The 25,677-nt window shown below is 48.7% G+C and carries 20 protein-coding genes; 2 read left to right on the top strand and 18 right to left on the bottom strand.

Going from position 1 to position 25,677, the window contains the following annotated elements:
* Positions 1 to 80: 80 nt before the first annotated feature.
* The 18 genes from B2739_RS05065 to B2739_RS04980 form a co-directional block, all read right to left on the bottom strand.
* Entirely contained in the window at positions 81 to 3,101 is a 3,021-nt protein-coding gene (locus tag B2739_RS05065; protein ID WP_331344784.1) for a TonB-dependent receptor, read from the bottom strand.
* Between the two features lie 138 nt (positions 3,102 to 3,239).
* Positions 3,240 to 4,307 (bottom strand): FecR family protein, encoded by a 1,068-nt coding sequence (locus B2739_RS05060; RefSeq protein ID WP_331344783.1) that lies wholly within the window; start codon positions 4,305 to 4,307, stop codon positions 3,240 to 3,242.
* On the bottom strand, positions 4,307 to 4,804 hold the full coding sequence (locus tag B2739_RS05055; protein ID WP_331344782.1) for a sigma-70 family RNA polymerase sigma factor: 498 nt from the start codon (positions 4,802 to 4,804) through the stop codon (positions 4,307 to 4,309). Before B2739_RS05055 ends, B2739_RS05060 begins: the two co-directional genes overlap by 1 nt.
* A gap of 252 nt (positions 4,805 to 5,056) precedes the next feature.
* A complete protein-coding gene (locus B2739_RS05050) occupies positions 5,057 to 6,058 on the bottom strand; it encodes an alpha/beta hydrolase (protein WP_331344781.1) in 1,002 nt (333 codons plus the stop codon).
* A gap of 71 nt (positions 6,059 to 6,129) precedes the next feature.
* The gene (locus B2739_RS05045; RefSeq protein WP_331344780.1) at positions 6,130 to 7,260 is read right to left on the bottom strand and encodes a pectinesterase family protein; all 1,131 of its coding nucleotides are present in this window, start codon (positions 7,258 to 7,260) and stop codon (positions 6,130 to 6,132) included.
* Between the two features lie 190 nt (positions 7,261 to 7,450).
* Positions 7,451 to 7,996, bottom strand: a complete 546-nt coding sequence (locus B2739_RS05040) for a BLUF domain-containing protein (protein ID WP_331344779.1) — start codon at positions 7,994 to 7,996, stop codon at positions 7,451 to 7,453.
* 114 nt (positions 7,997 to 8,110) lie between these two features.
* Complete coding sequence (locus tag B2739_RS05035; RefSeq protein WP_331344778.1) at positions 8,111 to 8,992, bottom strand: class I SAM-dependent methyltransferase; 882 nt, start codon at positions 8,990 to 8,992, stop codon at positions 8,111 to 8,113.
* 219 nt (positions 8,993 to 9,211) lie between these two features.
* Positions 9,212 to 10,645, bottom strand: a complete 1,434-nt coding sequence (locus tag B2739_RS05030) for a glycoside hydrolase family 30 protein (protein WP_331344777.1) — start codon at positions 10,643 to 10,645, stop codon at positions 9,212 to 9,214.
* A 229-nt stretch (positions 10,646 to 10,874) separates the two neighbouring features.
* Positions 10,875 to 13,511, bottom strand: coding sequence for a cellulase family glycosylhydrolase (locus B2739_RS05025; protein ID WP_331344776.1), 2,637 nt, complete (start codon positions 13,509 to 13,511; stop codon positions 10,875 to 10,877).
* Positions 13,512 to 14,028: 517 nt separating this feature from the next.
* Positions 14,029 to 14,268 carry a hypothetical protein gene (locus tag B2739_RS05020; protein ID WP_331344775.1) on the bottom strand — a complete coding sequence of 80 codons (240 nt, stop codon included), beginning with the start codon at positions 14,266 to 14,268 and terminating at the stop codon, positions 14,029 to 14,031.
* 458 nt (positions 14,269 to 14,726) lie between these two features.
* Positions 14,727 to 15,317, bottom strand: a complete 591-nt coding sequence (locus B2739_RS05015; protein WP_331344774.1) for a hypothetical protein — start codon at positions 15,315 to 15,317, stop codon at positions 14,727 to 14,729.
* 93 nt (positions 15,318 to 15,410) lie between these two features.
* Positions 15,411 to 15,866, bottom strand: a complete 456-nt coding sequence (locus B2739_RS05010; RefSeq protein ID WP_331344773.1) for a hypothetical protein — start codon at positions 15,864 to 15,866, stop codon at positions 15,411 to 15,413.
* A gap of 134 nt (positions 15,867 to 16,000) precedes the next feature.
* Entirely contained in the window at positions 16,001 to 16,648 is a 648-nt protein-coding gene (locus B2739_RS05005; RefSeq protein WP_331344772.1) for a hypothetical protein, read from the bottom strand.
* Between the two features lie 37 nt (positions 16,649 to 16,685).
* Positions 16,686 to 17,123, bottom strand: coding sequence for a hypothetical protein (locus tag B2739_RS05000; protein ID WP_331344771.1), 438 nt, complete (start codon positions 17,121 to 17,123; stop codon positions 16,686 to 16,688).
* A gap of 311 nt (positions 17,124 to 17,434) precedes the next feature.
* Positions 17,435 to 18,301, bottom strand: coding sequence for an AraC family transcriptional regulator (locus tag B2739_RS04995; protein WP_331344770.1), 867 nt, complete (start codon positions 18,299 to 18,301; stop codon positions 17,435 to 17,437).
* A 99-nt stretch (positions 18,302 to 18,400) separates the two neighbouring features.
* Positions 18,401 to 18,883: a DUF1016 domain-containing protein gene (locus B2739_RS04990; RefSeq protein WP_331344769.1), complete on the bottom strand. Its 483-nt coding sequence runs from the start codon at positions 18,881 to 18,883 to the stop codon at positions 18,401 to 18,403.
* Positions 18,868 to 19,437 (bottom strand): DUF1016 N-terminal domain-containing protein, encoded by a 570-nt coding sequence (locus B2739_RS04985; RefSeq protein ID WP_331344768.1) that lies wholly within the window; start codon positions 19,435 to 19,437, stop codon positions 18,868 to 18,870. Before B2739_RS04985 ends, B2739_RS04990 begins: the two co-directional genes overlap by 16 nt.
* Positions 19,438 to 19,703: 266 nt before the next feature.
* Positions 19,704 to 21,821: a carbohydrate-binding protein gene (locus tag B2739_RS04980; protein WP_331344767.1), complete on the bottom strand. Its 2,118-nt coding sequence runs from the start codon at positions 21,819 to 21,821 to the stop codon at positions 19,704 to 19,706.
* 331 nt (positions 21,822 to 22,152) lie between these two features.
* Between B2739_RS04980 and B2739_RS04975 the strand changes: the two genes are divergently transcribed.
* Both B2739_RS04975 and B2739_RS04970 read left to right on the top strand, forming a co-directional pair.
* A complete protein-coding gene (locus B2739_RS04975; protein ID WP_331344766.1) occupies positions 22,153 to 23,364 on the top strand; it encodes a helix-turn-helix domain-containing protein in 1,212 nt (403 codons plus the stop codon).
* 32 nt (positions 23,365 to 23,396) lie between these two features.
* The gene (locus B2739_RS04970) at positions 23,397 to 25,604 is read left to right on the top strand and encodes a TonB-dependent receptor (RefSeq protein WP_331344765.1); all 2,208 of its coding nucleotides are present in this window, start codon (positions 23,397 to 23,399) and stop codon (positions 25,602 to 25,604) included.
* The last annotated feature ends 73 nt before the right edge of the window (positions 25,605 to 25,677 follow it).

Below are 25,677 nucleotides of genomic sequence, written 5' to 3'. Positions count from 1 at the left end.
TGTGCCTTAAGTGCGTTACATGGGAAATAACTACCCACTATCAACGATAGTGGTATTGCAGCAATCCGTTGCTTCCCTCGTTAAAGGGAATAACGAACTCCTACCAGAAATTGTCTACCGGTGTGGTTGATCTCTCTGGTCATATCCATAGTGCCGTCACCGGTGCCATAGATACGCTCTTTTTCATCGGTCAGGTTGATCATTTCAAGTGTTAACGTCAGGTTATCATTGAAGTGATAGAACGATGAAAAATCGATGTGGGTCGGGCCGTATTTCATTTCTGAAGCGTGGCCGTTATCGCTCGGTTTGCTCAGCAGATAATCATCGCGATTATTGGCTGATACGCGCATCCCGTAATTGTCTACTTCATAGAATACGGTCATGTTGTAGGAGTTTTCCGAAACGCCCAGCATGTCTCCTGCATTTACGTGGGTGTAGTTTGTGACCACGCCAAGATTGGATAAAAAGCCCGGTAAGAAACCAAAGGTTTGCTGATAAATAAGCTCGTATCCTTTTACGTCATAACCTGAGCTGTCATTTACCGGAATGTAGTGGGTGTACAACACTGTGCGCGGATCAGCATTGTAAGCTTCATCGTATTGTGGATCAGACAAAATTGCGTCGTGATATTCAGGATCAATCAGTTTTTCGACGATGTCGGTCTTCAATGAAGTCGTTACATTTTTAAAGAAATAGTTGAATGCAAGCAAACTTTCCTCTGCAAAATACCATTCGGTGCTCAAGTCGATATCATTTGATTCGAATGGATTTAAACCAGGGTTACCAAGATTACTTACCGTGCGTGTCGTGTAGCCAAAACTGGGTGCGGCAATATTTAATGAGCCCAAGTCCGGGCGCGTCATGGTTTTGCCGTAAGAAAGACGAGCGACAACATCTTCGGTAACATCTAATGAGAAATTCATCGATGGCAAAAAGTTTTTATAGCTGCGATCCACTTCAACAGCGCTGCCATTAATCCAGGCTTGGGAGGTTACGTCAGTATTAACAGCGCGAACCCCGAAGTTGGTTTTCAACAGCATGTCGCCCACATCAAAATCACTGTTCAATTCAACGTATGCGGCCAGTGTTTCTTCACCTACTATCCATGCGGATGACAGGTTGTCGGTATAGTCTTTTGAAATGCGGTTATCGCGATAGATTGCATCAAAGTCAGCGACCAAAAATGGAACCAAATTGCCATCCAGTCCTTTACCAAAATCAGACACTGGCAACATTTTGGTATAACCCACAGCAGAAAATGCGGCGGGATAATTGCCATTACCTTCACGCGATTCTACTTTGCGGTCATTGTAGGCAATGCCGGTTTCAATTGAGTAGCGCTCTTGTGTGAAAGTTAAATCAACCTTCGAGGTCAGATTATCTTTTTTAACAAAGTTGGAGCGGTTGTTGGCAGTAGTGACGCTATAGTTTTCCGGGTCATAATAATCATAACCTTCACCCAAAGCGACTGCGGGAATGTCCATGTTATCGGTGAAATCAAACGAATATTGGTGCGAGTCGGAAATGTAATAGAAACGAACTTCTTCGCGATCAGCTTCGTTTGTTGCTTTGCCGATCATGGTGTTTAATTTAAGTGAATCGCTAAGTTCAAATTCGCCTGATAACACGTATTGATCAAAAATAGACTCTGAGGTTTGGTCGCGGCTTTCAATCCAGGATTCAACATCATCGTAGGTTCCCGCCATAATGCGTTTGCCATCCGGATGCACAGTGATTTCCAGTGGTGTAATTTCATTGTGTGTCAGGAACCACTCCATGGAATTGTAATTTACGCGATTATTGGCAAGTTCAGAATGCAAAATATCGAGCGTTACAGTGGCGGTGTCTGATGGGCGATACTGAAGCGATGTAGTGACACCCAAGCGTTCCTGATCGTTACCGAAATAATCAGCGCGCGGTAAACGCGGTGCCCATAAACAGTTGGTTGCCGCAACGGCACTGCCATTGAGTTGGCAATCATCTTCAGCGATATTGCCATTGATGATTGGGTTAGCGCTGGCTGGATAAATATTGTTTGTTGCAACAGGTGTTGTCCAACGTACGGTACCAAAACCTTCCTGACGTACGGTGCGTTCAGAATAGGCAACAGAAAGCAGCGCGCCGAATTTATCATCGGCGAAAGTATCGCTCACCATAAATGCGAGGCGAGGGTCATTTTTTTCGCTCAGATCATTGAAGCTGTTTTGAATGGATGTTGCTAATTTAAAGCCGTCAAAATCAAAAGGCTTTGCTGAGTACAGATCGACGGTGCCTGCAATGCCGCCTTCTTCCATCGATGCAGTTGTCGATTTTTGAATATCAACGCGGTTAAATAATTCCGAGGCAAATACATGGAAGTCAAACGCGCGGCTTGCATTAATGGTTACGCCGCCAGAATCCAGTCCGTCGCTGCCTGCAGGCACTTCCATGCCGTTCAATGTGGTGCGAGTAAAGGATGGGCTAAATCCGCGCAGCGTAATGTTGCGCCCTTCGCCGCCTTCACGTGAGATGGCAACACCGGGAATGCGCTGGATAGATTCGGCGATATTCAGATCCGGAAATTTGCCGATGTCTTCCGCCATGATAGATTCCTGGGCGTTGACAGCGTTGCGTTTTGCATCAAGGCTTTTTAACAGCGAGCCACGAAATCCGGTAACAATTAATTCTTCTACTTCTTGCGCTTGTGAATCCTGCGCAATAGATTGCGCTGCTGCAAGTGATGATATGGCGAGTACAACAGCGGTTGATAATGTGTTTTTTTGCAGCATGGAATGCTCCCCTTCTAAATCGTTATTAGTACGAATAGAAAGCTGGCCGCTGTTATTCACAGCAAGGTAGAGGCCGGAACCTTCAAGCAAGGTTATTGCTCCGTCAACTACCGAATAAGTCCCTACCAATTCACGTGTTCTCACCGACATCACCTTATCGTAAGGAACAATAATGGTGAGGTTGGATTGCCGCGCAAATTCTGTAAGGGCAAGGTCAGCTTTATTTTCAGGAATGCTGAATGAAATTAATTGCGCAAGGTTCGTGTTATCCGCATGTACCTTGTAAGCACAGGTCATGAGTAGGGCAGCTAGCGCAATATTATTTTTATTCAATTCAACTTTCTCCGAGGCGGTTATTCACCGCTATACCAAAGACGATCTAGCGTGTTTTTTCCTCTATTGCATGCAAAAAAAATTAGATAAATAAAATCACTTTTATGGTTTGAGCTTGGCTGTCTATGATAAGCATGATTATTTTTGCAGTGAAAGCTCGATCACTCCCTCGGGCGTGCGAACACTGGTAATGTTGAAATTTTCTTTGAGTGCCGATAGTAATCCATCGACATCGCCCGCTTTATAAAGTCCGGCGATACGCATGCTACTAATGCGTTGATCGATGATTTGAAAACGATCCGGTGTATATCGGCTTACCTCATTAAGCGCGTCCTGTAATGTTTCTCCGCGAAATACCAGATTGCCATCGCGCCACGACAAGCGATCATTAATAATCGCCGCGCCAATACTTTCCACTGCAACCGGTTTGCTGGCGCGCGCACTTAATTTTTCGCCTTGCGCTAATTCCTGAATAATACCGGGTTCTTTAATTGTATCGGCGATGGTATTGGTTTTATGCGTTACCGGTTTTACATGAACCTTGCCTTCCGTCACTATCACATCAAAATCCAATTTGTCTTTCAGGTAGACATTAAAGACGGTACCGACTGCTTCAACGACACGGTCGCCTACTTGCACACGCAAAGGGCGTTGTTTGTCATGTGCAACATCGACTAATAACTCCCCTTTATTTAATACCAGGAGCCGCTCGTGTTCGCTGTAAGTGACTGAAACCTGCGTATTGGTGTTGAGCGATAGCTGGGTTCCGTCTGGCAAATTGATAGTTGAGTTAGCGCCAACACCGGTTTCGTACAGTGTGTTGGTCGTCGTGTCTTTCGCTGGCGGTTGTTGTGCTATTTCTTGCACGGGAGTTACGGGAGCCAGTAAATTAAAGGCGACTATCGCAAACAATGTCGATGCAGCTATGCCCCAGGTTGTGTGCTTTAAACTCCATTTTGTCTTGGTGGTTGTTTGTGTTTGTGCGACGGGCGGGTCAAACAATTCTGATAGCACTGACAAACTATCCATGCGATCCCAGAGTGTCGCCATCTCTAACAGACAATGTTTATGTTTTGGATTTTGCGATAACCACCGGCGCAGCGTATTGGTTTCTTCGTCCGATAAGCCGCGATCGAGGCGTGTCACCCACAGGCTGGCCTCTTCATAAATTTGGTTATCCGTCTGGAACTGATAAATATTTGTCATCACATTACATCCCGGCTTTTGATGGTGCCGGAATCCTCATTAGCAGAAGTGCGATTCATAAATTGACGGCAGCGGACTAAGCCCATAGCGATATGCTTTTCAACCGTGTTTTCACTGATGTTGAGATTCTCCGCAATTTCTTTTTGCGAGTATCCATACACTTTTTTTAATACGAATGCTTTTCTGCATTGCAGTGGCAAGTGGCGAACCGCTTCGCAAAAGTGCTCGAATTCCTGTGTGGCCGATACCTGGTTGTAGACTTGATCAACATCGTCTTCAATCAAATCCAATCCTAAATTGTCATCGTCCAGGCTGACATTTGATTTTGTCTCTGCCCGCTTTAGATGGTCGAGCGCCAAATTTCGCGCAGTGCGATACAAAAATGACCGCGGGTGCATAATCTGCTCGGTTTTATTGACCGCGCAAATACGCACATAGGTCTCTTGCACTATGTCTTCAATTTCTTTTGGCGGCACCAGGCGCGACACAGCCCTCATCAACCCGTTCCTGATGGACAGGTAGACGCTCTCCAAGTTTTCTCTATTTGTCATGATTATTCTTCTGGAATCTGTAGTGTCAAACATTCCTCTGATCATGAGAGCAGGGGAGGTTTGTATCATGACGATTGGCAGGGGAAAATCCGCCAGTCACAGGTAAAGAATAGCATCAACAATAGCGTATGCCCTTGCTGCATGGGCTGGTTCAGCAAGGGCTTGTCCAAAACCTGAAGGTTGATGCGATAGGGTCGATCAGCGTTTGAAGTGCTCGTCCAAAAACGTCACAACCACTGCCGCTGCCGGTTTGATGTAAGGATCGTACAGCCAGAAGGTGTGCGGTGTGTTGGGCAAAGTCACTACTGTGGTGGGGATATTGTAAATATCCATTTTCTTGACCATTTCATCGCGTCCTACATGAAAGCGCTCCTGCGCGCTGTTGAGATAAAGTATGGGCGGACTGGTTTCGCCTACATAATATGTGGGCGATGCATCATGCCAGAGGTCGCGTTTCTCGGCGTAACTGCCACCGAACCATGCCCCGGCAGATGAGCGGCCTACACCGGGTACATCTTCGTGTTTACGCGCTTCTACAGAGGTAAAATCAGACAGCCCATCAATATTTAAAATCAGCTGTGCATCGCTTGAAATGGGGCTCTCTTTTGCCTGCGGATCAAAGCGTTGTAGTCCATTGGTCATTCCTGTCAGGCTGGCAATTTGCCCTCCGGCCGATGAGCCCCCGACCGCAATTTTGGTTGGGTCGATAGCGTATTCGGCGGCGTGGGTGCGCATCCAGCGAATTGCCGCTTTTACATCGTAAATTGCAGCGGGATATTGCGCTTCAGGCGCGAGGCGATAGGTAATGGTGGCGGCAACATAACCGGCTTTGGCCAGTTCAATTGCCATGGGCGTGAGATGCGTGCGATAACCGGAGCGCCAGCCACCGCAGTGCACAAGAATGACCCCGGGTGACAAATTGCTCTGTGCATTGATCGTCAATTTTTGGGGCAGATATAAATCCAATTGCAATTCACGATTGCCGTAGCGCACATAAGTGATATTTTTTCTCTCAACTACATCACTGGGCACAATTGTGCTGGCAATTTGAATTTCAGGAAAATTTTTTACATCACCCGCAAAGCGATTTTCTACCGTGTAAGTATTTTCGTAAGGTGCGGGCGCAGTTGCTATTGGTGATGAGCAGGCAGCGAGCCCAATTAACATAAGTGCTGAACCTATTAAATCAATCGGTTTCATAAGCATTCCTGTTACAGCAGGTTATTGTTCAAAACATTGAGTGGAAAAATATCCGTTGTGTAGGCTCGCCATTAATGGTTGTGCTGTGGTTGCCAATCAACAAATATTTTTTCCAGCGAATAATCTGCCGCTTGTTCGTCGGTTAATTGTGGTCGTTGTGAATTAATCGCTGCACCGGGGCCGCTGCTGCGATATTCAAAGAAGCGCGATTCTTCCGGCGTAAAAATCCGGCTCTTGGTGCCATCGCGCGCGGTGCCTGGCATGCTTGACCAGCCTTGTGGATTGATGTGGCTATCCATGTGGGTGCGGATAAAAACTGCTTTACCTATCGCATCCGGATCGGCGTAGCGGCCGTCGGGGAAGTTGGTGGTCGGGTGCCAGGGGCGGCCCAAGGTAATGCTGTGATCGGGCACACCTTGTTCGCGCATCAATTTGCAATCGATAAACGTTAAACCATATTCGCGTGAAATATGGGTGGACGGTGCGGTAATAAAGCTGTGAATTTCGCCCTCGGCAAATGTGCTGTTGCGCGGGCGGCTGATAATGGTGGATTGATCAAATATCACTGTGCCTTGACCAAAAATAAAATCGACATTGCCGCTAATCGTGCTCTGATAAAAATACGCGCGATACCCATGTACGAATAATGTGTCCTGATAGCCATTCAGTGTGACTCTACTTGCGCTCACGCGATCACTGCGCGTATCCAGCAATAATGCAACGGCTTGGCTGTCTGCGATTGCGCTTGGGTCGTTGTTCGCTTGTTTTGCATCGTTGGTTAAATAATCAAATGTATTTTCGATGGTCAGATCGGCGAGATGTACATCGGTCGAGTTGATCGCCAGAGTTGCTGAGCCGGGTGTGCCCCAGCCATCTTCACGATAATGGCGCGAGTTGGCCGCGTGAGCATCGTAATAAATAACGGTAGCCGTTTCGCCTTCGCCTTTTATGTCCACATTTGCACGAGTAATGGTCAGCTTTTCGTTGTAGCGGCCAGGCTTGATTAAAATGTGGTAGCGGATGGTTTCATCTTTTGGTGCCGCATCCAGCGCAGCCTGGATCGTGGGAAACGCAGACGGTGAATCGCCGCCGACAATAGCATCGTAGGCAGGCGCTACAGATTGGGAGTGGTGAAGTTTATCGCTGCAGGCGCTTAAGCTTATCAGCGCCAATAGTAAAAATAATTGTGTCGTTATTGTCATTAGATGCTCTCTGTCGTGTTGTGCAAGATCAGTGACGTTACACGTTGAGGTAACGCTGCAACCTTAATGACGATTGAAGATAAAAAATCCGTTAGTGTTTTTAATCTGTTCGATGATTCTGGTCATAGCCCTGGTCAAGGCTAGCGGCGCAAGTCCAGGTATCGGTTTAAGTATGAGTATGGAGCAAGCGCTAGCGATTAAATAAACGCTGCCAGAACGATTTGCGTGGCGTAGGTTGGGTGGGTTCCGGTGCAACTGCCTGGGAGGCTTGTGCCGTAGAAGGTGTAGATGTGTCCGGGTCGGCCGACGCTTTGGATTGTTGAAAAAAGATGAGCAGCCGCCCAACCATCTCGCGATCATAATTGAATGGGGAAAACTCGGTTAATCCATGTTGGGCGAGAAAATCGCGCAGGCTTTTTTCGGCCGGTAAATATTTCATGCTCCACTCTTCAAACAAGCGGCGTTTGGCAAAACCTTTTAATAATACCGTGGGGTTTTTGTGGCGGGGGTCGGTGCAAATGCGCTGGTAGGTCTCGATCACTGCATCGCGCGAGCCTTCGAGGCATTGAAAAAAATACCCGTTACCGTAATAAAGAACACCGCCTACCTGAGCGCGCGCATTGTTGCGGCGCGACTGAGCCAAAATGCGGCCCACTTCGGGTTCTATGCCTTGCTCGGCATTACTGCTATTGAATGTTGCTTCGCTGGCGTACACCAGCCTGACCAAATCACTCACGTTTTCTTCTCCTGATGCGAACAAATGCCCTTACGACATGGGTCACATCACGGCGGCACCACCGTGCCTTATCAAACGGTGGTGCCGATCCATTGAGCGTGGTGTCGTGAAAGCTTATTTTTTGCGGAACAACAGGGTTATACGATTGGATTCGCCAATTAGACGATTTTTGGCTTTTTGCTCTTCGCTGCCACTCAGGCTCGGTGGCAAGCGCCAGACGTTATCATCGGCCTGCGGATCGTCTTTGGGGTTTTTATTGATATCGCTCTCGGCCACAAATTCAAAGCCTGCCTTCGTCATCATATTGATCACCGCCGAACGTTTCAGATAACCGCGCTCGCCGGTTGCCCATGCATCGGGTTTATCTTCTGCCATGGCATGTTGGACGATACCTACTACGCCGCCGGGTTTGAGCACGCGATGGGTTTCTGCCAGTGCTTGTTGCAAGTATTGGCCTTTGGCATCAAAGCGCGCGAGGTTGTGCAGGGCGCGGATGAACAACACGGCATCCACTTTCCCGGTCAATTCTGCGGGCATGGTGGCAAAGGTATAGGCCTCGGCTGCAGCGCCATCGGCACCGCCCCAGTTTTTTGCATCCGCAGCCCATTGTGCGGGCCAGGCTTTGCGCTCAGCCAAAAATTTCGGGTCTTTACCCCATGCTCCGAATTCCGGCCACATCGCGTAGTTGTAATCTACCCCGATCAACTTGCCTTCTTTACCCAAATACGGGAACAGGATTTTGGAATACCAGCCTTCACCGGGCAGTGCTTCAATCACGGTATCGCCCGGCTTGATGCCAAAAAACGACAGGGTTTCCACCGGATGGCGCGCGGTATAACGGGCCTGGTGTTCAGTGGACAGGTTTTGGGTGACGCTAACCAAGCGCGCTTTATCTTGCGCACTCAATGCGGGTGAGTGGGATTCGGCAGAGGTATTGAGTTGCGATGTACAGCCGTGCAGCAGGAACGCCGCGGCCAAAAATGCGATTTTTTTCATCTCAGGATTCCTTTGTAGGTAAACAAATACAGCTAAGTGAACGCAGCTAAACAAAACCCTGCGAGTGTGCCAGCCCGCAGTGCTTGCCGACAGCGAGGAAGGATCATTTTTTGTTAAGGGTGTGAGTTTGCAGCCAATAAAAAACCCGCCGAAGCGGGTTTTTTGTGTTCAGTGGGTTGGTTTTGACCGAATACCCTTTTAATCAATACGTCGGGTTAATCAATACACCAGCGTTTGCATCGCGTGCGCAGGAATATTCACGGTGGTTTCCTGGGTGCCGATGTACAAGCGGTAAGTCACGGCTGCATCGCTGTTGTTCATCACGATGGTGGCGAGTTTGTTGTCCGCGTTCATCCAGGATGTTGTTTGCAACACGCTGCGGCTAGGCACTGCGCTTACGCGTTTGGCATCGGGGCGGATAAATTTGGAGAAGTGGCCGATGTAGTAATAGGTTGGGGTATAAATCAGTTCGCCGTTGTTTTCATGGATGGGTGCGAAACAGAAATTGCCTACGTGGTTCGGGCCGCCTGTGTTGTCGAGCAAAATATTCCAGTCAGTCCAGGCTACGGCGCCTGAGTTGAAATCGTTAATGATGGAATCGCCATAGCGCTCTGCGTTTGGCCAATAGTGGTAGCGCTCTGCATTGAATTTTTCCACGGTTGCTTCAGTCACCAGCAAATTTAATTCGGGATAAGCACGGTTTACTTCGGCTACGTTGCCGTACATTGGCTTGCCGCCCGCCCAGGTTTCATACCAGTGGAAGCCAACGCCCCATACATATTTTGCTGCTTCCGGGTCGGCCATGATGGTGTTGACGCGATGCACAATCAAATCGCGGTTGTGATCCCAGACGATAATTTTTTTATCGCCCAAGCCTTCTTTTTTCATCACCGGGCCGAGATGGTTTTTGAGGAAATCGCGCTCTTCTTCAGCGGTGTAAATCATCGACTCCCAAGTTTGTTTTGCCATGGGTTCGTTTTGTACGGTAATGCCCCAGATTGGAATGCCTGCTTTTTCGTAGGCTTTAATAAATTTGGTGTAGTACATCGCCCAGGCGTTGTTGTATTCAGGCAACAATTTTCCGCCTTGCAACATATTGTTGGTGTCTTTCATGAACGCGGGCGCGCTCCAGGGACTTACGTAGGTGGTAATTTTTCCGCCTGCTGCTTTGATGGCCGCTTTGAGCATGGGAATGCGATATTTTTGGTCGTGTTTGATGTTGAAGGTTTTTAATTCTTTATCGCCTTCTTCAATGTAAGTGTAGCTGCCGCTGGCAAAATCTGAACTGTGGATAGTGGTGCGCAACAGGCTGTAGCCGATACCGTCTTTTTTGTCGTAATAGGCTTTTAAAAATTCCGCTTGTTTCTTTTTATTTAATTTGGCGAAGGTTTCCGCGCTCGCATCAGTAATTGCGCCGCCAAAACCTAAAAATGTTTGAAAAGTTTTGTCCGGGTTTACATAAACCGCAATTTCATTTTCCGGATTTTGTGTGGCAGCTTTGAGGCTGAGTGTATCGGTGAGGCTCAGCTTGTGCCCAGTGTCTTTTGCCGTGGTGTAAACGCTCAGGGTTTTACTGTTTTCGGCGGCAAAAGCGCCCAGTGTGGGGCTCGCAAGTGCCAGTGCGATCACCAGTTTTTTTACATGTTTATTCATAACGTGCGTTCTCTTGTGGTGGTGAAAATTAACATCAAAATCTGTATTTCTTTTATGCCAATGATTGGCACAAGCGCTATTGGCATAAAACGATGGACATAAAAGCGACTCACATAAACGATTGGCACTAGACCTTCAGTACTTGAGTAGCTGCGCGCGGTATGCAGCGCGGCAAAGTCATTTATCGGCTCTGCTGTGCTGTTATCCGCGCGCGATGCATTACTGCTGATTATTGTTTTTTGAGCTCAAACCAATTGAGATTCCATTCTTTGCCAATCGAACGGAAGCGCAGGGTGTGGTTGCCCGCGGTCATGGCAAAGGATTTACCGGTTTTGGTGATGTAGGTTTGCCAGCCGCCAGTGGCTGCCAAATCCATGGTGTCTACCACCACATCATCAATCAGCACTTCAAAGCCGGTGCTGCCGGTTTGGCTCGCAAGGCGATAATCAATGGTGTAGTTGCCATCGCTTTCTGCTTTGATTTTGAACTCAATGTAATCGCCTGCTTCAAAGTGGCCGACGTTAGTGCCGCCACCGGTATCGCCCGATGCCTCTGTCTGTATGCCGCTCATCGCAGTGAATTTCTCCGCTTCGATTTTGGCCGGTACAGGGACGTACAGCAGTGGGGTATTGGCGGGTGCACTGGTGTAACCCTCGGCGATGCTGTTTTTGGCAGCGACCGAGTAGTAGTAGGTCTCTTCTTCGCTCAAGCCGGAATCGTTAAAGCTGGTGGTGGTCAGCCCTTCAGCGACCAAGGTGCCTTTGGCACCGGCGGCGGTTGAACGGTAGACGTTGTAGGTGATGCCATTGCCAGCCACTGCACTCCAGGTCAATGCGACACTGGTGCCGGTTTGGGTCAGTGTGACGTTGGTTGGGCGCTCGGGGTAATCGAACACATCGTTGTGTTCATCGGTCACCAACCACTTGGCCAGACCGGCGTTCACGTCGTAGCCCACTTCGCCATAGCTTTTGAACAGAGCTTCAATCGCTGCCACGGGCGCGGTGGTGAAATCCACTTTACCGGCGTTATCGACCACGTCTTTACCTGCGACAGGTGCATCTTCAATCAAGTAGATTTCAGCCCAGGTGTTTACGCTGGTGTTGCCTTTGAAGGTGCCGCTGAATGCATAGCTTTGGCCTGCTTGCAGGGTGATTTGTTGATACACCGCGCCGTTGATTTCACCGCTCACACCATCCGGGCGGGTGATGTGCAGGAAGGCACCCTCGCTACCGGTGGGTGCTTTGCTGGCATCGGCTGCGCTGTAGTTGTAGTTGAGCGATCCGCTGATACTCAATTCGGTCCAGCCACTGCCACTGCCAAAGCCACCATTCACCAGTACTTCTTCATTGGTGGCGGTATTTTTCAGGCTGATGCTGTCGTAGGTCACGTCCGGATTGGCACCGCCGTTCGCGCCGGTTTTCACCACCAGATAATAGGTCTTGCTGCCGGTGCCATTGACCTTGATGGTTGGTGCTTTCTTGGCGCACGCCTCGGCAAAGGTGGAGTTCCAGTTGTTGCAATCCCAGGTGCTGGCTTTGGTGATCAAGCCAACGCCGGTGTCCAGACTGGTATTGATCTCATTGGTCACCATACCCCAGGTGCCTCTACCCTGACCGCCCGCCACCGAGACCAGCTTGTAAGCCCAACTGGTCGATGCCCAGTCATAGGAGGCGTAAATGTCATAAGTCGCGCCGCCGATTTTGCCGCCCAGGTCATTTTCACCCGCGCCTGCGCCCTGCCAGGGTTGGAATTCACCCATCAGCATCGGGGTTTTCAGGGCATCCAGTTTGGTATCCCAGAAGCACACGCCGCCTTTGCCATCGTTACCGCATTTGAGCCAGTCGCGGTGGATGTCGTAGTGGCTGTCGTTCGGGCGATCGCCAAACAGGCCGGGGTAGGGGTGAAGCTCAAATGCGACGTTGGTCATGCCTTTTTCAGCCGGGTTGCCGTAGCCTTCAATGCTGCCGTAGTGGCTTGGGAGCATCACGATGTGTTTATCGTCGATGGCGCGGATTACCTGATACAGCTCGGTGACGCGCGTCACCATATCGGCTTCGGTTGAGCCCCAAGGCTCGTTGAGCGGGTCATAAGCGGCGACTGCTGGTTCGTCTTTATAGCGGGTGGCGATTTGCTCCCACAGCCATTTGGTGCGCTCCTGATATTCCGGTGTGCTCCAGTATTTGTTTTGACCGGAACAGCCGGTGTGGTCGTTAGGGGTTTGGCCGCCCAGCGCGCCGTGCAAATCGAGGATCACATAAATGCCGCGCTTCTTCGCTTCGGCAATGGTCCAGTCGAGGTAGTGCCAGGCATCCGGGCGCAGGGTTTTGGGGTTCTTCTCATCTTCAATCACGCTCCACAAAATCGGCAGGCGGATGATGTTAAAACCGAAATCTTGCAACTGATCAAAATCGCGCTCCTTGATCCAGTTGTCGCGGAATAATTTGATCAGGCGTTCTTTTTCGTCGTAGCCAAAACGGTCGGTAAGTTCAGCTTCCAGGGTGCACTGGTCAGTAACGCCATTGCCACCTTGTCCCATCATCCAGAATTCCTGTACCAGCCAATTGCCGAGGTTGGTGCCTTTGAGGTGGATCTGGGTACCGCTGGCTTTAACCCACTTAGTGCCATCGGTTTTGAGCATGGTCATGCCTTCATCGGGCGCGATACTGCTCGCAGCGCTTGAGGATGAGGGTGCGACCGATGCGGCGGATGAACTGGCCGGTGTGGATGATTTGCTGCCACCGCCGCCGCTGCCACCACCACCACAGGCCACCAGACCAATGATCATGCTGCTGAGCAGGGATGCTTTCAGGATGCCGGCTTTGGATACGCCCGGCAGGGGTTGTGCACTGTTGTTGTGATTAGTCATCGCGGGTTCTCTTATCGTTTTTTAAGTTTATTGTTAGTGCTGCGCCAGAGAGCAAAAACCTCTGGACAGCTATTGCCGCATGTATCCTGACCTAATCAAAAAGGGCTCGCGCCCGACTAAATTTACTCGAACTGGCCCAGCTTGGGTTCTAACTAAACTGGGAACTGATTTGCTCGAACCTACGCGGGAAAAACCGTCGTTTGCGCAAGAATTGGATCACGTCATTACCGTTAATGGGTTCGGATAATTTATCCGAACCTGTTTTTGACGAAGGTGGGATTCATTTCGTCGAATAAAAAAGCCCCGTGCGGGCACGGGGCGCAAGAGGTTTCAGGAAAAATCACCACCGCAGGTTTGCCCGGATTGGGATAAGACAAACCGCGATAGCAACTGACTGATTTCCTGGAACCCAGGGAGAACCCTCCGAAGAAGGTTTTGGTACCTGACTAACAAAGCTTTTAGAAGTTGTAATTGGCGCGAATACCGTAAAAGCGCGGCATGGAAACTGGCCCTTTAATCAAACCATCGCCGCCGGGCGGCTATCGCTAAAGGCTTCGGGGGTATCGGTCACGAACTTTTCGGTGTGTTTATCCACGTTGAAGTAGCTGTAGTAGCTGTCATCGCGCCAGTTCACGCCCATCCACGGTTGTACTAATCCCCCTCCGCGCAGATGAAAGTCATGGCTGTAGTTCAGGTTGATGCAGAACTTGGGCGATGAGGGCAGCTCGTTACCTTTGGTTGGGGTCGTAGTAGCCATCCAAATAAGAATCGTGCTTTTCAGTCATAGTTGTTTTTATGGTGAGTTGTTATGTGTTGTGAGTTGTTTTGTTATGGGTATTAATGCTCTGCAGGAGCAGTGGCACCGCATTCCCTGTAAACCAATAACAGCGATACAAGGTGGGCAGTGCGAGAGCGATTAAAACGTGAGGAGCCATGCGCCGCGTCCGGCCACATGCAAGCGAACCAAAAAGTTAAAACAAGGACGGGTTTTGTTGGTGGGGGCGAGCCGAACGCGGTGAGATTTCAATAAATACAAATAGATAAATCACTGCGCCAGCAGCGATGCGAAAGAAAGCGCTGCACAACAATGTAAAAACTGACCGGATTTTTTTGGCGGGTTTGGTTGGTGAGGGAGTGAATTTCAATTATCCGAACGGGGAGTTTAAAAAGTATCTGTTCGGTAAGACTAATGGAAGCGGCTAGGCCGCTCGCCACTCATAAACTGTCAGCTGGTAGCAATAGCCCGATTGCTATCAGGGCTAAGAATATCGAGCCTAAGAAAATCCACACGCAGTTAGCCAAGGTGAAATTGCTATTGGATTTTCCTTCGGGGTCATTGCAGCTAATGTTAATGGCATATTGAGCCTGCAATAAAGCAAAGCCATAGATAACCATTAAAGGTATCGGAACAAATTCAATTGCTGTTGTCAGCGACCCGGATGCAGTGAGCCGATCAATAATTCGCGATGCCAGTAGCGCAATTACCGCAATAGTTGCCCACAGGTTTGGCTTCCATGAAAAAGCCTTCTCTTTCATGCGAAGGCGGGTGTCAATTGCTGCAAACAGTGCATGGGTAAAGAAAATAGAAAATATCGAACGCATAATTGGCATGGGGGTGTGGTCATCGTAAGCAATTTTGTACTGTTTCCAATTCTTAAAGTGCCAATACAGCCCATACAAACTAAATGTAAAAAAGAATAAGGTTAAAAACTTGGCTGTTGATACCACATAAAAAGCTGGTTCTACTGAATCTGCGTCAGTGTTCGTTAAAGTGGCTTCCGGTGCGGCGTAGATGTTTTCTTCCATACAAATCCCCTTGAGTTGGTTGCTTGTGTTTTGCATAGACTTTTGAAGAGTCGCGGGGTTTTCAAAAGTCTATTTATACATTGCCGTTTTACATTACCGATCAGACTCGCATCGCGCCAACAACGTGCGCCGTTGTTGGTCATTAGTGGCGATGGTGTAGGGCGTTTGCTGCATCGCCCAAGTGAAATGCATCATTTGGTCTGAATGCCACATATCACCTTTAAGGTTGCAATGCCTCCGCTCATTCTCTTCATGTTGTGTAGCTGCTTGATCGGCATAAATCCATGCGTTCTGGCATTGTGAAATCGCAATTTGTCTGACGTTATTTTCAAATTCGGCAGTAGCTTTTCCTATAGTAGTTGCAAAACGTTGATGCTCCTCAACATCGCTGTGCCATCGCTTGTCGCCATAGTCACAGCGAAGCTCAATATTTTGTTTCTGGTAAGTAACTGCCTTAAGGGCATATTCCGCAGCCCAGTCAGGGTAAGTTCCGGCACATGCAGTGTTTACTGCAAATAAAGTAGAGATAAATGCGATTGTCTTTTTCATTTGGTGTTCCTTTCGGTTTTATCCTAATTTTGTTCTTACTTGAAATTCTTTTAAGCTTTATGTTTTTTTACGGGTTAATTCTTTTGCAGTTTTTACCGCAAATAAAGAGTTGGGTGGTAAACCCAATTTGCTGGCTAGTAGCTTTCTGTCACAGTTGAGTTCAATTGGATCAAAAACTCCGCAAAATTCTTTCTAAGAGACGTATCAGTGGCATATTTAATTCTTAATGTGGCATCTTTAGCGTTAACTGGTGTTCCTGGATCTGGGAATCCAAATTCTAAATCTTCCTGTCTTGAGGGGCGATAGGTGTTTGTCTTCTCTATTCCTTTGCTGAATTTAGCCTGCCCCGTGAAGGCGCCTGTTACTAAGCCTTCTATCAATGGTGCCAACATGCTAGTTTTTGCTATTGCCTTGCTGTCTATTGTCCTGGTAAAGACGATAGTGTCAGTAAGTGTGCTGACGACTTCATATTGAATAGACAAGATAACCTCCGTTGTAAATGCTCCGTTTATATCTCCTTTTACAAGATTGACATTAATTTTGAATTTGTCGCTCTCGCTTAGGTAATCATTGCCGGAAAGACTTTTGGCGAACGCTTCTTTTAAGTCTTTAGCAGGGATCTTTCTATAAGACGAAGTCACTGCGCCTATTCTGATTGATTCGTGCAATATATTATTTGGAGTAATTGCCCCAGCTCGAAGATGATTGTATTTGATAGAGTTGGATTGGCAGCCAGTGAATAAAACGAGCGCTATGGTTACAATGATCAGCTTGATTTTCATCGAAATTAATTCAGTTAGATGATTTGTGTTATTTTTTTTAAAGTACGTCATAAACAATGTTAATTATTTTTTCGCTGTTGGAGATAGGCTTAAGGCAATCGTTATCTTCACACAGGGATAATGTAATTGTTCCCTGATAAGTTCCTTTCTTCAATCCTGTGTAGTATGGCTGGGCTGCGTATATCGTGACTGTTGATTCGCTCGACATGCTCACAATAGGCAGATAAACCCGTTCAATTAACTTGGGGCTATTGTTTTTAGCGGAGATGTATACACCGTCGCCAATGTTTTTAATTCTGAATGGCATCTCTTCTTTGTAAACGGTTGTGCTCCCACCTTCCTTTCCTTGTATATAGAGAACAGTTTTCTCCATTGTTATTGTCGGAGTCTTAGATGAGCCTTCGCTTTCTGTTCCTGCACCACCACAAGAAGCCAGAAGTATTGCAGTAGCGGTAATAAAAAGATGGTGCTTCATAATTTTCCTTTTTTTGATCGTTAATGATTTTGTTTGTTTGTTTGTTTGTTTTGGTTTCAGGTTGCTGTATAAAAAAGTCGCAAGAAAATAGAAATGCCACTCTTTATTTTGGGTACGAATTTTACGAGCAGGGAGGATGGAAATAGCGGGAGTATGCGGGAGTGCTTAATATCCATAATTCCATAGCAGCCGAGTGTGTATCCAAAATCCGTAACGCCAATCCTTGGGCGGTAACTGCTGTGGTCATTCCTGTGACGGCAACTGCATAGCGTTTAGGCTATGCGGTTTGAAGTGCCAGATCATATTACAGTTTATTTCAATGGGAAATAGATCTCGGTCAGTAAGTCGCACTCATCGACTTCGTGGATGAAGTTGATGTAGTGGAAAAAGCAGGGGAAGTCGCGGACTTCTTCGCCGCTGTTTGGCAGCCACTCGCGATAAAATGCGTAGATGGCGGTATCGACATTATCGAGACTACCCTGGTGGCGGATCACCGCGCATTTGCCGCCGGGAATGCTGCCAGTTTTTACACCGAATTCATTCGCTGGTACATCGCCATCGATACTGCCGCAAACATCCCAGCGAAACTCATCGGGTGGTGTGGTTTTGGGATCGCTGTAAGGAATGCCAAAGGTTTTGCTGGTTTTTACCGGCGAGAGGCCAGTGGCCTTGCGCCATGCAATAAATTTTCCTGCAGTTTCCAACACATTTTCCGGTGCGCCCAGATGTTCCAGCAGCGCAACTTTGGTGGTTTCAAATTGAATGATGCTAACGTTCATAGGAATGGCTCCAAAAGGCTTTGGCTGAAATTGAAACCGCAAATGCCATGCAGGCCAATTGGGTTCACCCCTGAACGCAGATGGCGATTGGTCAAACGTGCGCTTGAATGCGCGTGCAAACGCTTCGGGGCTTTCAAAGCCCGCTTCCAATGCAATATCAATAACCCGTTTTGTATTTTCAAAAGCCAAACGGTATGAGGCGCGTTTGAGTCTGGCGAGCTGAACATAGCGCGTCACACTCATGCCGGTATGAGCCAAAAATACCCGATGAAAATGGTATTTTGAAAATGCGGCCACATCGCTCAATGCCTCAAGCGTTAATTCCTGATTGAGGTGTTGATCGATGTGTTCGCACACGCGGGCGATGCGCACGTCGTAGCTGTTAATCGTATTGCTCATTCAATTGTCACGTTTATTGTCGCCTTGGTTCAGGTGCTGCGCATTGTGAAAGTTTTGCGCGCGCGCATCCTGATCCAGATTGCTAAGTTGCTAGAGATCTTACCGCGCCTTTGCAAACTCAGCTTCGATCTCTTCAATACTCGGCAAACTGGATTTCAGATTCTCCGGCAGTGCTTGGGTTAATTGATAGGCGGAAATCCCTATAGGTTTGTTGATATCGCAAAGCGCATATTCAGCGACGAGTTTATCTTTTTGTTTGCAGAGTAGTAGACCGATACTGGGATTGTCGTGTTCGGTTTTTAATTGTTTATCGATGGCAGTCAAATAGAAGTTAAGTTTTCCGGTATGTTCCTGCGTGAAGTCACCGGATTTTAATTCAATGACAACATAGCTGCGCAGTTTGAGATGGTAGAAAAGTAAATCGAGATAAAAATCTTTGCTGCCGACGGTTAAGGGTACCTGTTTGCCAACGTAGGCAAAGCCCGCGCCTAGCTCTAATAAAAACTGGGCAATGTGTTGCGTTAGTGCCTGTTCCAGCTCTCGTTCGCTGTAATCGTGGGTGAGGCTTAAAAAATCGAACACATAGGGATCTTTAGGGTTTGCAATGCCAAGTCAGATTGCAGCGGTGGCAGGGTTTGTTCGAAGTTAGTAATTGCCTTGGCATCGCGCTGGTAGAGGCCACTTTCTATCTGGTGTACCAGTACATTACGGCTCCAGCCGTGTTTGAGGGTGTTTTGTACGTAAAACAGTGCTTCGACGTGGTTTTTGCACTTTTGCATAATCGCAATATTGTGCCCCCACGGAATGAGCGGCAATTGCGAAACAGCCTGTTTCGCAATTGATGCCTCAGACCAAAAACGCACCCAGCGCCGTATTAATTCCAGATTTCGTTTGGAAAATCCCTGAATATCAGGAAACTCACTTATCAGGTCTTGACTGAGTTGATTGAGAAAACCATCGCCCCATTGGGCATTCTTTTGCTTTTCAATAATCTCGCCACCTAACTGCCAATAAAATTCGAGCAGTGATGTGTTTACGCTGATGGCGGCTTTGAGTTGTGTTTGTAAGAAGGATTGTTTTATCCCTTTGAGCCAATGTGTGTATTCAGAATTGGTTTTGATGATGCTGTCAGTCACGGCTTTTGCTCCTGTCCTTGTTTAATGTTGTCCTTTGTTCTCGCCGATTGAGGCGAGAGCGGATGCTACCGGTTTTGTGCTTTGCTACACAAACAAAAAAAGCCGATACATTTCTGTATCGGCGAAGGGATCATGATTAACCAGGGTGGAAAATCATGAAGCTATGGAGAGGGCTACAAAATTTCAAACACGAGATAAAACAACTTTCAAAAAAGACCGACACATTGCTGTGCCGGTTAACACTTCGTAGACACTAACGGGCTGAACTATTGTTTGGTGAGTTGCCACCAGTTGATATTCCAGCCACCTTTTCTCACGAAGATCGACAGGTCTTGTTGACCTGCTTGTAAGTTGACGGTGATGCTCACTGTCTGCCAGTTTTGCCAGCCGCCAGTGTTAGGTACAGTCACTACACCCAGATCACTTCCGTTTCTGCTCAGCACCAACGTGCCGCCGCTGTAGGGCGATGCCACGCGCACTTGCAGTGTGTAGTTGCCTGCGGTTGGGATGTTGATTGGATAGCTCATCCAATCGTTGTCATCGGTGCTGCCTGCATTGAAACCGCCACCGGAATCGGTAGTGGTTTCCATGCGGATGCCGTTGTGGTCTTTAAACATTTCGGCTTCGATGCGTTGGCCCACTTCGGCTTTCCAGTTCATCCAGTAGGCGATGCTTTCGTTGCGTACCAGTGGTTGGGTGCTGAATTGTTTGAACCAGTTTTCGATCTGCGCGGCGCTGGCGTTACTCACGTTAATGCCGCTCATGCCGCCACCGTTGGATGAGTTGGTCACCATGCCCCAGTTCCAGCTGCTGGTGTCGCCATTGGAGCCGGTAGCGGATGTGGTTTTCCATGCCCAGTTGGTGGCTGCCCAGCCGTAACTGTTGTAGATGTCGTAAGTTTTACGCGTCATCTGGCCGCCGTAACTGCCGAGCAAGGTCCAGGGTTGGAACTCACCCACCAAGAAGGGGGTTTGCAGGCCGATGATTTTGTTGCGCCAGTCGCAGCTTTCACCCAATCCGTTCTGATTGCAGTGCAGCCAGTTGGCGTGCATGTTGGCTTGGCCTGCGCCGTAGGCGGCGGTGTCATTCCATCCCCACAAGCCGGGGTAGAAGTGCATCCAGGTAGAGACGTTGGTCAGGCCGCGGCTGTTGGGGTTGCCGTAAGCATCGATGCCGGAGTTGTGACCAGGCAAGAGGATGATGGTATCCGGGTCTTTGGCGCGCACCACGTTGAACAGTTCGTAAGAACGGTTGGCGAGGGTGGTGGCATCGGTTCCCCATGGCTCATTCAGCAGGTCATAGGCGACCACGGCGCTGCGACCACGGTATTTCTGCGCGATCATATCCCACAGCCATTTGGTGCGATCCCAGTAATTGGCGTTGGTCCAGAGTTGTGCGGCACCCACGCAGCCATCGTGCTGTTCTGCGGTACCGGCTTGCCCGCCCACTGCGCCATGCAGGTCGATGATGGTGTACATGCCGCGTTTTTCCGCTTCATCGATCGCCCAATCCAAATACTGCCAGGCATCGGCGCGCAGGTTGTAAGGGTTGTATTCGTCTTCGATCAAGCTGTACAGGAATGGGATGCGTACCACGTTCATGCCCATGGCTTTCATCATGTCGAAGTCGCGCGCAGTGATGAAGTTGCTGCGGAACACTTTCATCAAGCGCTCTTTTTCAGCATTGCCAAAGCGCTGGGCGAGGGTCGCTTCCAGCGTACATTGGTCGCCAATGCTGCCGTTGTTGGTGGACATAATGCCGCCCATCATCCAGAACTCCTGGATTAACCAGTTGCCGAGATTGGTGCCGCGCAGGTCAACACGCTGGTTGTTGTTGGCGTTTACCCACAAGTGGCCGCTTTGCTTAACACGCGGTAGCGGCGTCCAGCCTTGGGTTTGCACCGGAACGACTCTGAACCAGTTAAGGTTAAAACCGCCTGCAGGAATGGCGATACCAAAGCGGCGGGTGCCTGCTGCCAGATTTACGCGCTGCTTGATGGTCGTCCAGGTCTGCCAGCCGCCGGTACTGGGTACGGCGATGGTGCCGTAGTTAACCGATCCGCCCGCTTCTTCCAGGCGAATCGTGCCGCCACCGCCTTGGCTGGCCACGCGGTATTCAATGTCATAGACACCGGCGGTGCTGATGGTGACGGGGCTGTTGCTGTAGGCCATCCAGTCATTTGCATCAATCCAGCCGACGTTTTGCCCGCCGCCGGTATCCGCTGTGGTTTCCAATTGCACACCATTCATATGGCTGTAGGCTTCGGCCTGTATGGTGGTGGGCACTTGTGCATTGCTTAATTGGCTGAGGAAGGCACCAGTAAGGCCGAGTGCCAGAGCCGGCCATTTGCGTAGCAAAAAGCCTGATTTGTGGTTGGTTGTCATTTCAAAGTACCTGTAAAAGTTATTGTTATTGCTCACAGAGTACGAAAGCCGGGTCCGCTGTTACGACATTCCTTTATGGTTGTTATCGGGGTTTCGCAAGGCTAGGTTAGGGGTGATGCTAGTGTGCGTCGTTCGACAATAGGGGCAGGTGTAAAAAAATATCGACGCGAACGGGTTCGACTGTCTAAAAAAAGCTAGTACGCCCTTGGGGAAAACCCTGATGCGCCATTTTTTCTGGCTCGCTGGCATCATCTTCTATAGTATCCGGCTACAAACAGCCACCAGATGGGTTGGCAAAAAACAACAACTATAAGCACGAGAGAAGAGAGTCATGTATCTAAATCAGGTCGTCTTTAACTTTCACGATGTCATCTTGCTGATGACCGCCATGCTGTGCTGCTTTTTTGCAGTGCTGCTGATTGCGACCAATCCCCCCAAAAATATCAGCAACTATTTTTTGGCCGCGTTTCTGATTGCCCACGCGTTTATTCCGCTGCATGAGCTGATTATGTGGGGCGCAGAATTCAAACTGCATGTGCGCAACCATTTGCCCCAGGTCTACTTCATCGGTTCCTTTGCCTATTATCTGGATGCGGTGTTGTTGTACTTCTATGTGAAGTCATTGGTGTTCCGCGATTTCCATCTCCGCCGCAAGGATTACTTGCACCTGATTCCTTTTGGCCTGTTCGCAGTGTTTATGGTGGTGGCGTTCTATCGCTTTCCGGCAGAGGTACGTCAGGAATGGATTAACACCGAAACTTTTGTTTACAGCCATGGCTATATCGGTATGGATCTGATGGTGAAGGTGATGCGTGTGGCTTACTGCATCGCGGCGTTCCTGTTGATTTTCAAATACAAGGACATCCTCAAAAATACTCACTCCAACATTGAGAAGGTGGATATTCTCTGGCTTAAAATCCTCGTGGTCGGGTTTACGCTGGTCACCTGTATGGAGGCCTTCCTTGCGCTGTCCAAACTGGTTGGCTTGCTTGCGAATTACGATTTCCAACATCCAGACCCCGATGGCAATGTGATCGAATACATCGGCCTGAGTGGTTACTACGCGCTCTTTTTCCTGGTGTGCACATTGGTGTTTACCAGCATGCGTTACTTCAGCAACTTTGAAGCGGTCAAACAAAAAGAAAACAAAGAACCGGCCAAAAAGACAACGCAAGAAAAGCTGCTTAACCCTGAATACGCTGCCAAAATCGACAGTGTGATGCGCTCGCAAAAAACCTATCTCAATCCGGAGCTGACGCTGGATATGCTGGCCGATACCCTGGGTATTCCCGCCAAAGATTTATCCATGATTATCAATCGCCATTTCAATTTGAACTTCTATGAATTTGTAAATGGCTACCGCATTGAAGAAGCGCAAAAGCGTTTGCTAGATCCGGCGAACAAAGACAAAACCATCACCGATATTTATCTGGAGGTGGGTTTTAACAGCAAGTCGGTTTTTAATACGTTTTTCAAAAAATTGGTCGGGAAGACCCCATCAGAGTATCGCCAACAGCCAGTGGATGCGGCAGTTGCACCTTAATTTATTATTCATTACAACAAGAGCATTCACTCATGACTTACACATCTAGCTTGGGAAGAACTTATCTGCGTAATCCATTGTTTATTACGTGCACCCTTTTACCAATGATTAGCGCTCCACTGGCTTTAGCTGACACAACTGCATCCGTAGAAGAGGTTGTAGTGACCGCGTCCAAGCGCAACCAAAGCCTGCAGGATTTTTCCGGATCGGTCAGTGTAGTGAATGATTTTTCCGGGATTAAAAATCTGGGCGATATTGCCGCACAGGTGCCGGGGTTTTCGCTGGTAGATGTAGGTCCGCGCAACCCCGCCGTATTAATTATGCGCGGTTTGCGCTTGGATGAAATTGGCTCCAATGATTTGGGCGGCGACGGCTCTGCCATTGCGAGCTACGTGGATAACATTCCGCTGCAAGGTTATTTTGTGCCGCCTGCATTTAGTTTAAAAGATTTGCAACAAGTAGAAGTGTTGCGCGGCCCGCAGGGCACGCTCTACGGCAATGCATCGATCGGCGGCCTGATTCGCTACGTGACCGCGAAACCGGATGTAAAAAAATATTCCGTGCGCGTGAGCGGCGAATTATCGCAAACTGATCACAGCGATGACCTGAATTACGATTCTGATCTGGTGGTGAATACGCCCTTAATTGAAGACACTCTTGCACTGCGCCTGATGTTGGGCAAAACCGAAAATGCCGGATTTATCGATAACCCCTATTTATTATCCGGCGCACAAGACGATATCAATGACGATGAAACCAAGCAGGCGCGCATCAGTTTGCTGTGGCAAGCAAGTGACAATTTCTCGCTCAACAGCAGTTATCACTATCAAAAAATCAATGTAGGCGACCGCCAGGCTACGAACGAAAGTTTTACTGGTGATGAGTACGCCGCATCCAGCCGTTATTTGCAGCCGATGCAAGGCGAATTGCAATTGGCGAGTATCGATGCCAATTATGAAATGCCTTGGGCAACGCTCACCGCCAGCCTGAACCACTACGACTATGCACACCATGAGCGTGCAGACCAAACCGATTTGTACATTGGTCTTGACCCGACTGTGGAGTACTACAACCTTTACGAGAATCTCTCTGCGTATAACGCGAGTGATATTGATATTGTAAAAGACAGTGCGGAATTGCGTTTGGTATCACCTGATAACCAACGTTTGCGCTGGTTGGTCGGTGCGTTTTATAGCCGCGATGATCTGGATGCCTACATGGGTGATTACACCCCCGGTCTGGGCGAGTTTTTTGAAATGGATTTACCCGGTGATCTGGAATATCTCGCCACCCAAACCGAAACGCTGGATGAGTACTCTACCTACGCTGAAGTCACTTACGATCTCACCGAAAAATGGGAGGCAACTGTCGGTGCGCGCCATTTCCGGTATGACGATGATCTTGATGTATGCATCAGCTATTTTCCTGGTCCCATTGAGGATTGCAGCAATGGCGATGACGTTAGCAAAGACACGCTCGGAAAATTCAGTACCAGCTATAAATTCAGCGACGATAAAAAAATCTATTTTCTCGCTGCAGAAGGGTATCGCCGCGGCGGTGCCAATACGGCTCCAGCAGAGGTACTCAACAATCGCTTCTATCGCCCGGATGTTGCTACCAATTACGAACTCGGTTTCCATTCCCTATGGTTGGCGCAGCGCCTGGAATTAAATGCAGCGCTGTTCAATATCGAGTGGGATGATTTGCAAGTTCAGTTGGAAACAGTCGATGGTCGCACGGCGTGGGATAATGCCGGTAAAGCGCGCACCAAGGGCATTGAATTTGATGCATCGGCGCAATTGAGCGATGCCTTTGCCCTGCACGCGGGCTATGCCTATACCGATGCAGAAATTACCGAATCGGTTGCGGAGATAGGCGTGTATAGCGGCAACCAATTGCCCGGCTCACCGCGCACGCAGTGGAGTCTCTCGCTGGATTTCAATCAGGAATTCAATGGCACATTGTGGGATGCCAGTATTGGTGTGAACCGCATTGGTGATGTTGCTACAGCGCTTAATCCTGAGTTTTCCAACTATCAAAAGCTGGACTCCTACAGTATCGCCAGCGCACGCGTTGGTGTAACACGGGGTAATTGGCGATTGGGTGCCTTCGTGAATAATATCGACAATACGCGCGCCATCACGAGTGGCCGTGCAGATGATTTTTTTGGCGAGCAAGGTCAGTTTGAATACATCACCCGCCCGCGCACGATTGGTTTGTCGGTGAGCTATCAGTATTAATGCGTCTCGTGATGCGTATTGGCAACTCATATGGCAGTTGCCTGCGCATGTGCATTTTATGATCTATGCTTGC

Source organism: Cellvibrio sp. UBA7661, from assembly GCA_002483365.1.
Taxonomy (GTDB): domain Bacteria; phylum Pseudomonadota; class Gammaproteobacteria; order Pseudomonadales; family Cellvibrionaceae; genus Cellvibrio.
The sequence above is the reverse complement of the archived record's forward strand: the minus strand, read 5'-3'. Positions and strand labels throughout refer to the sequence as shown.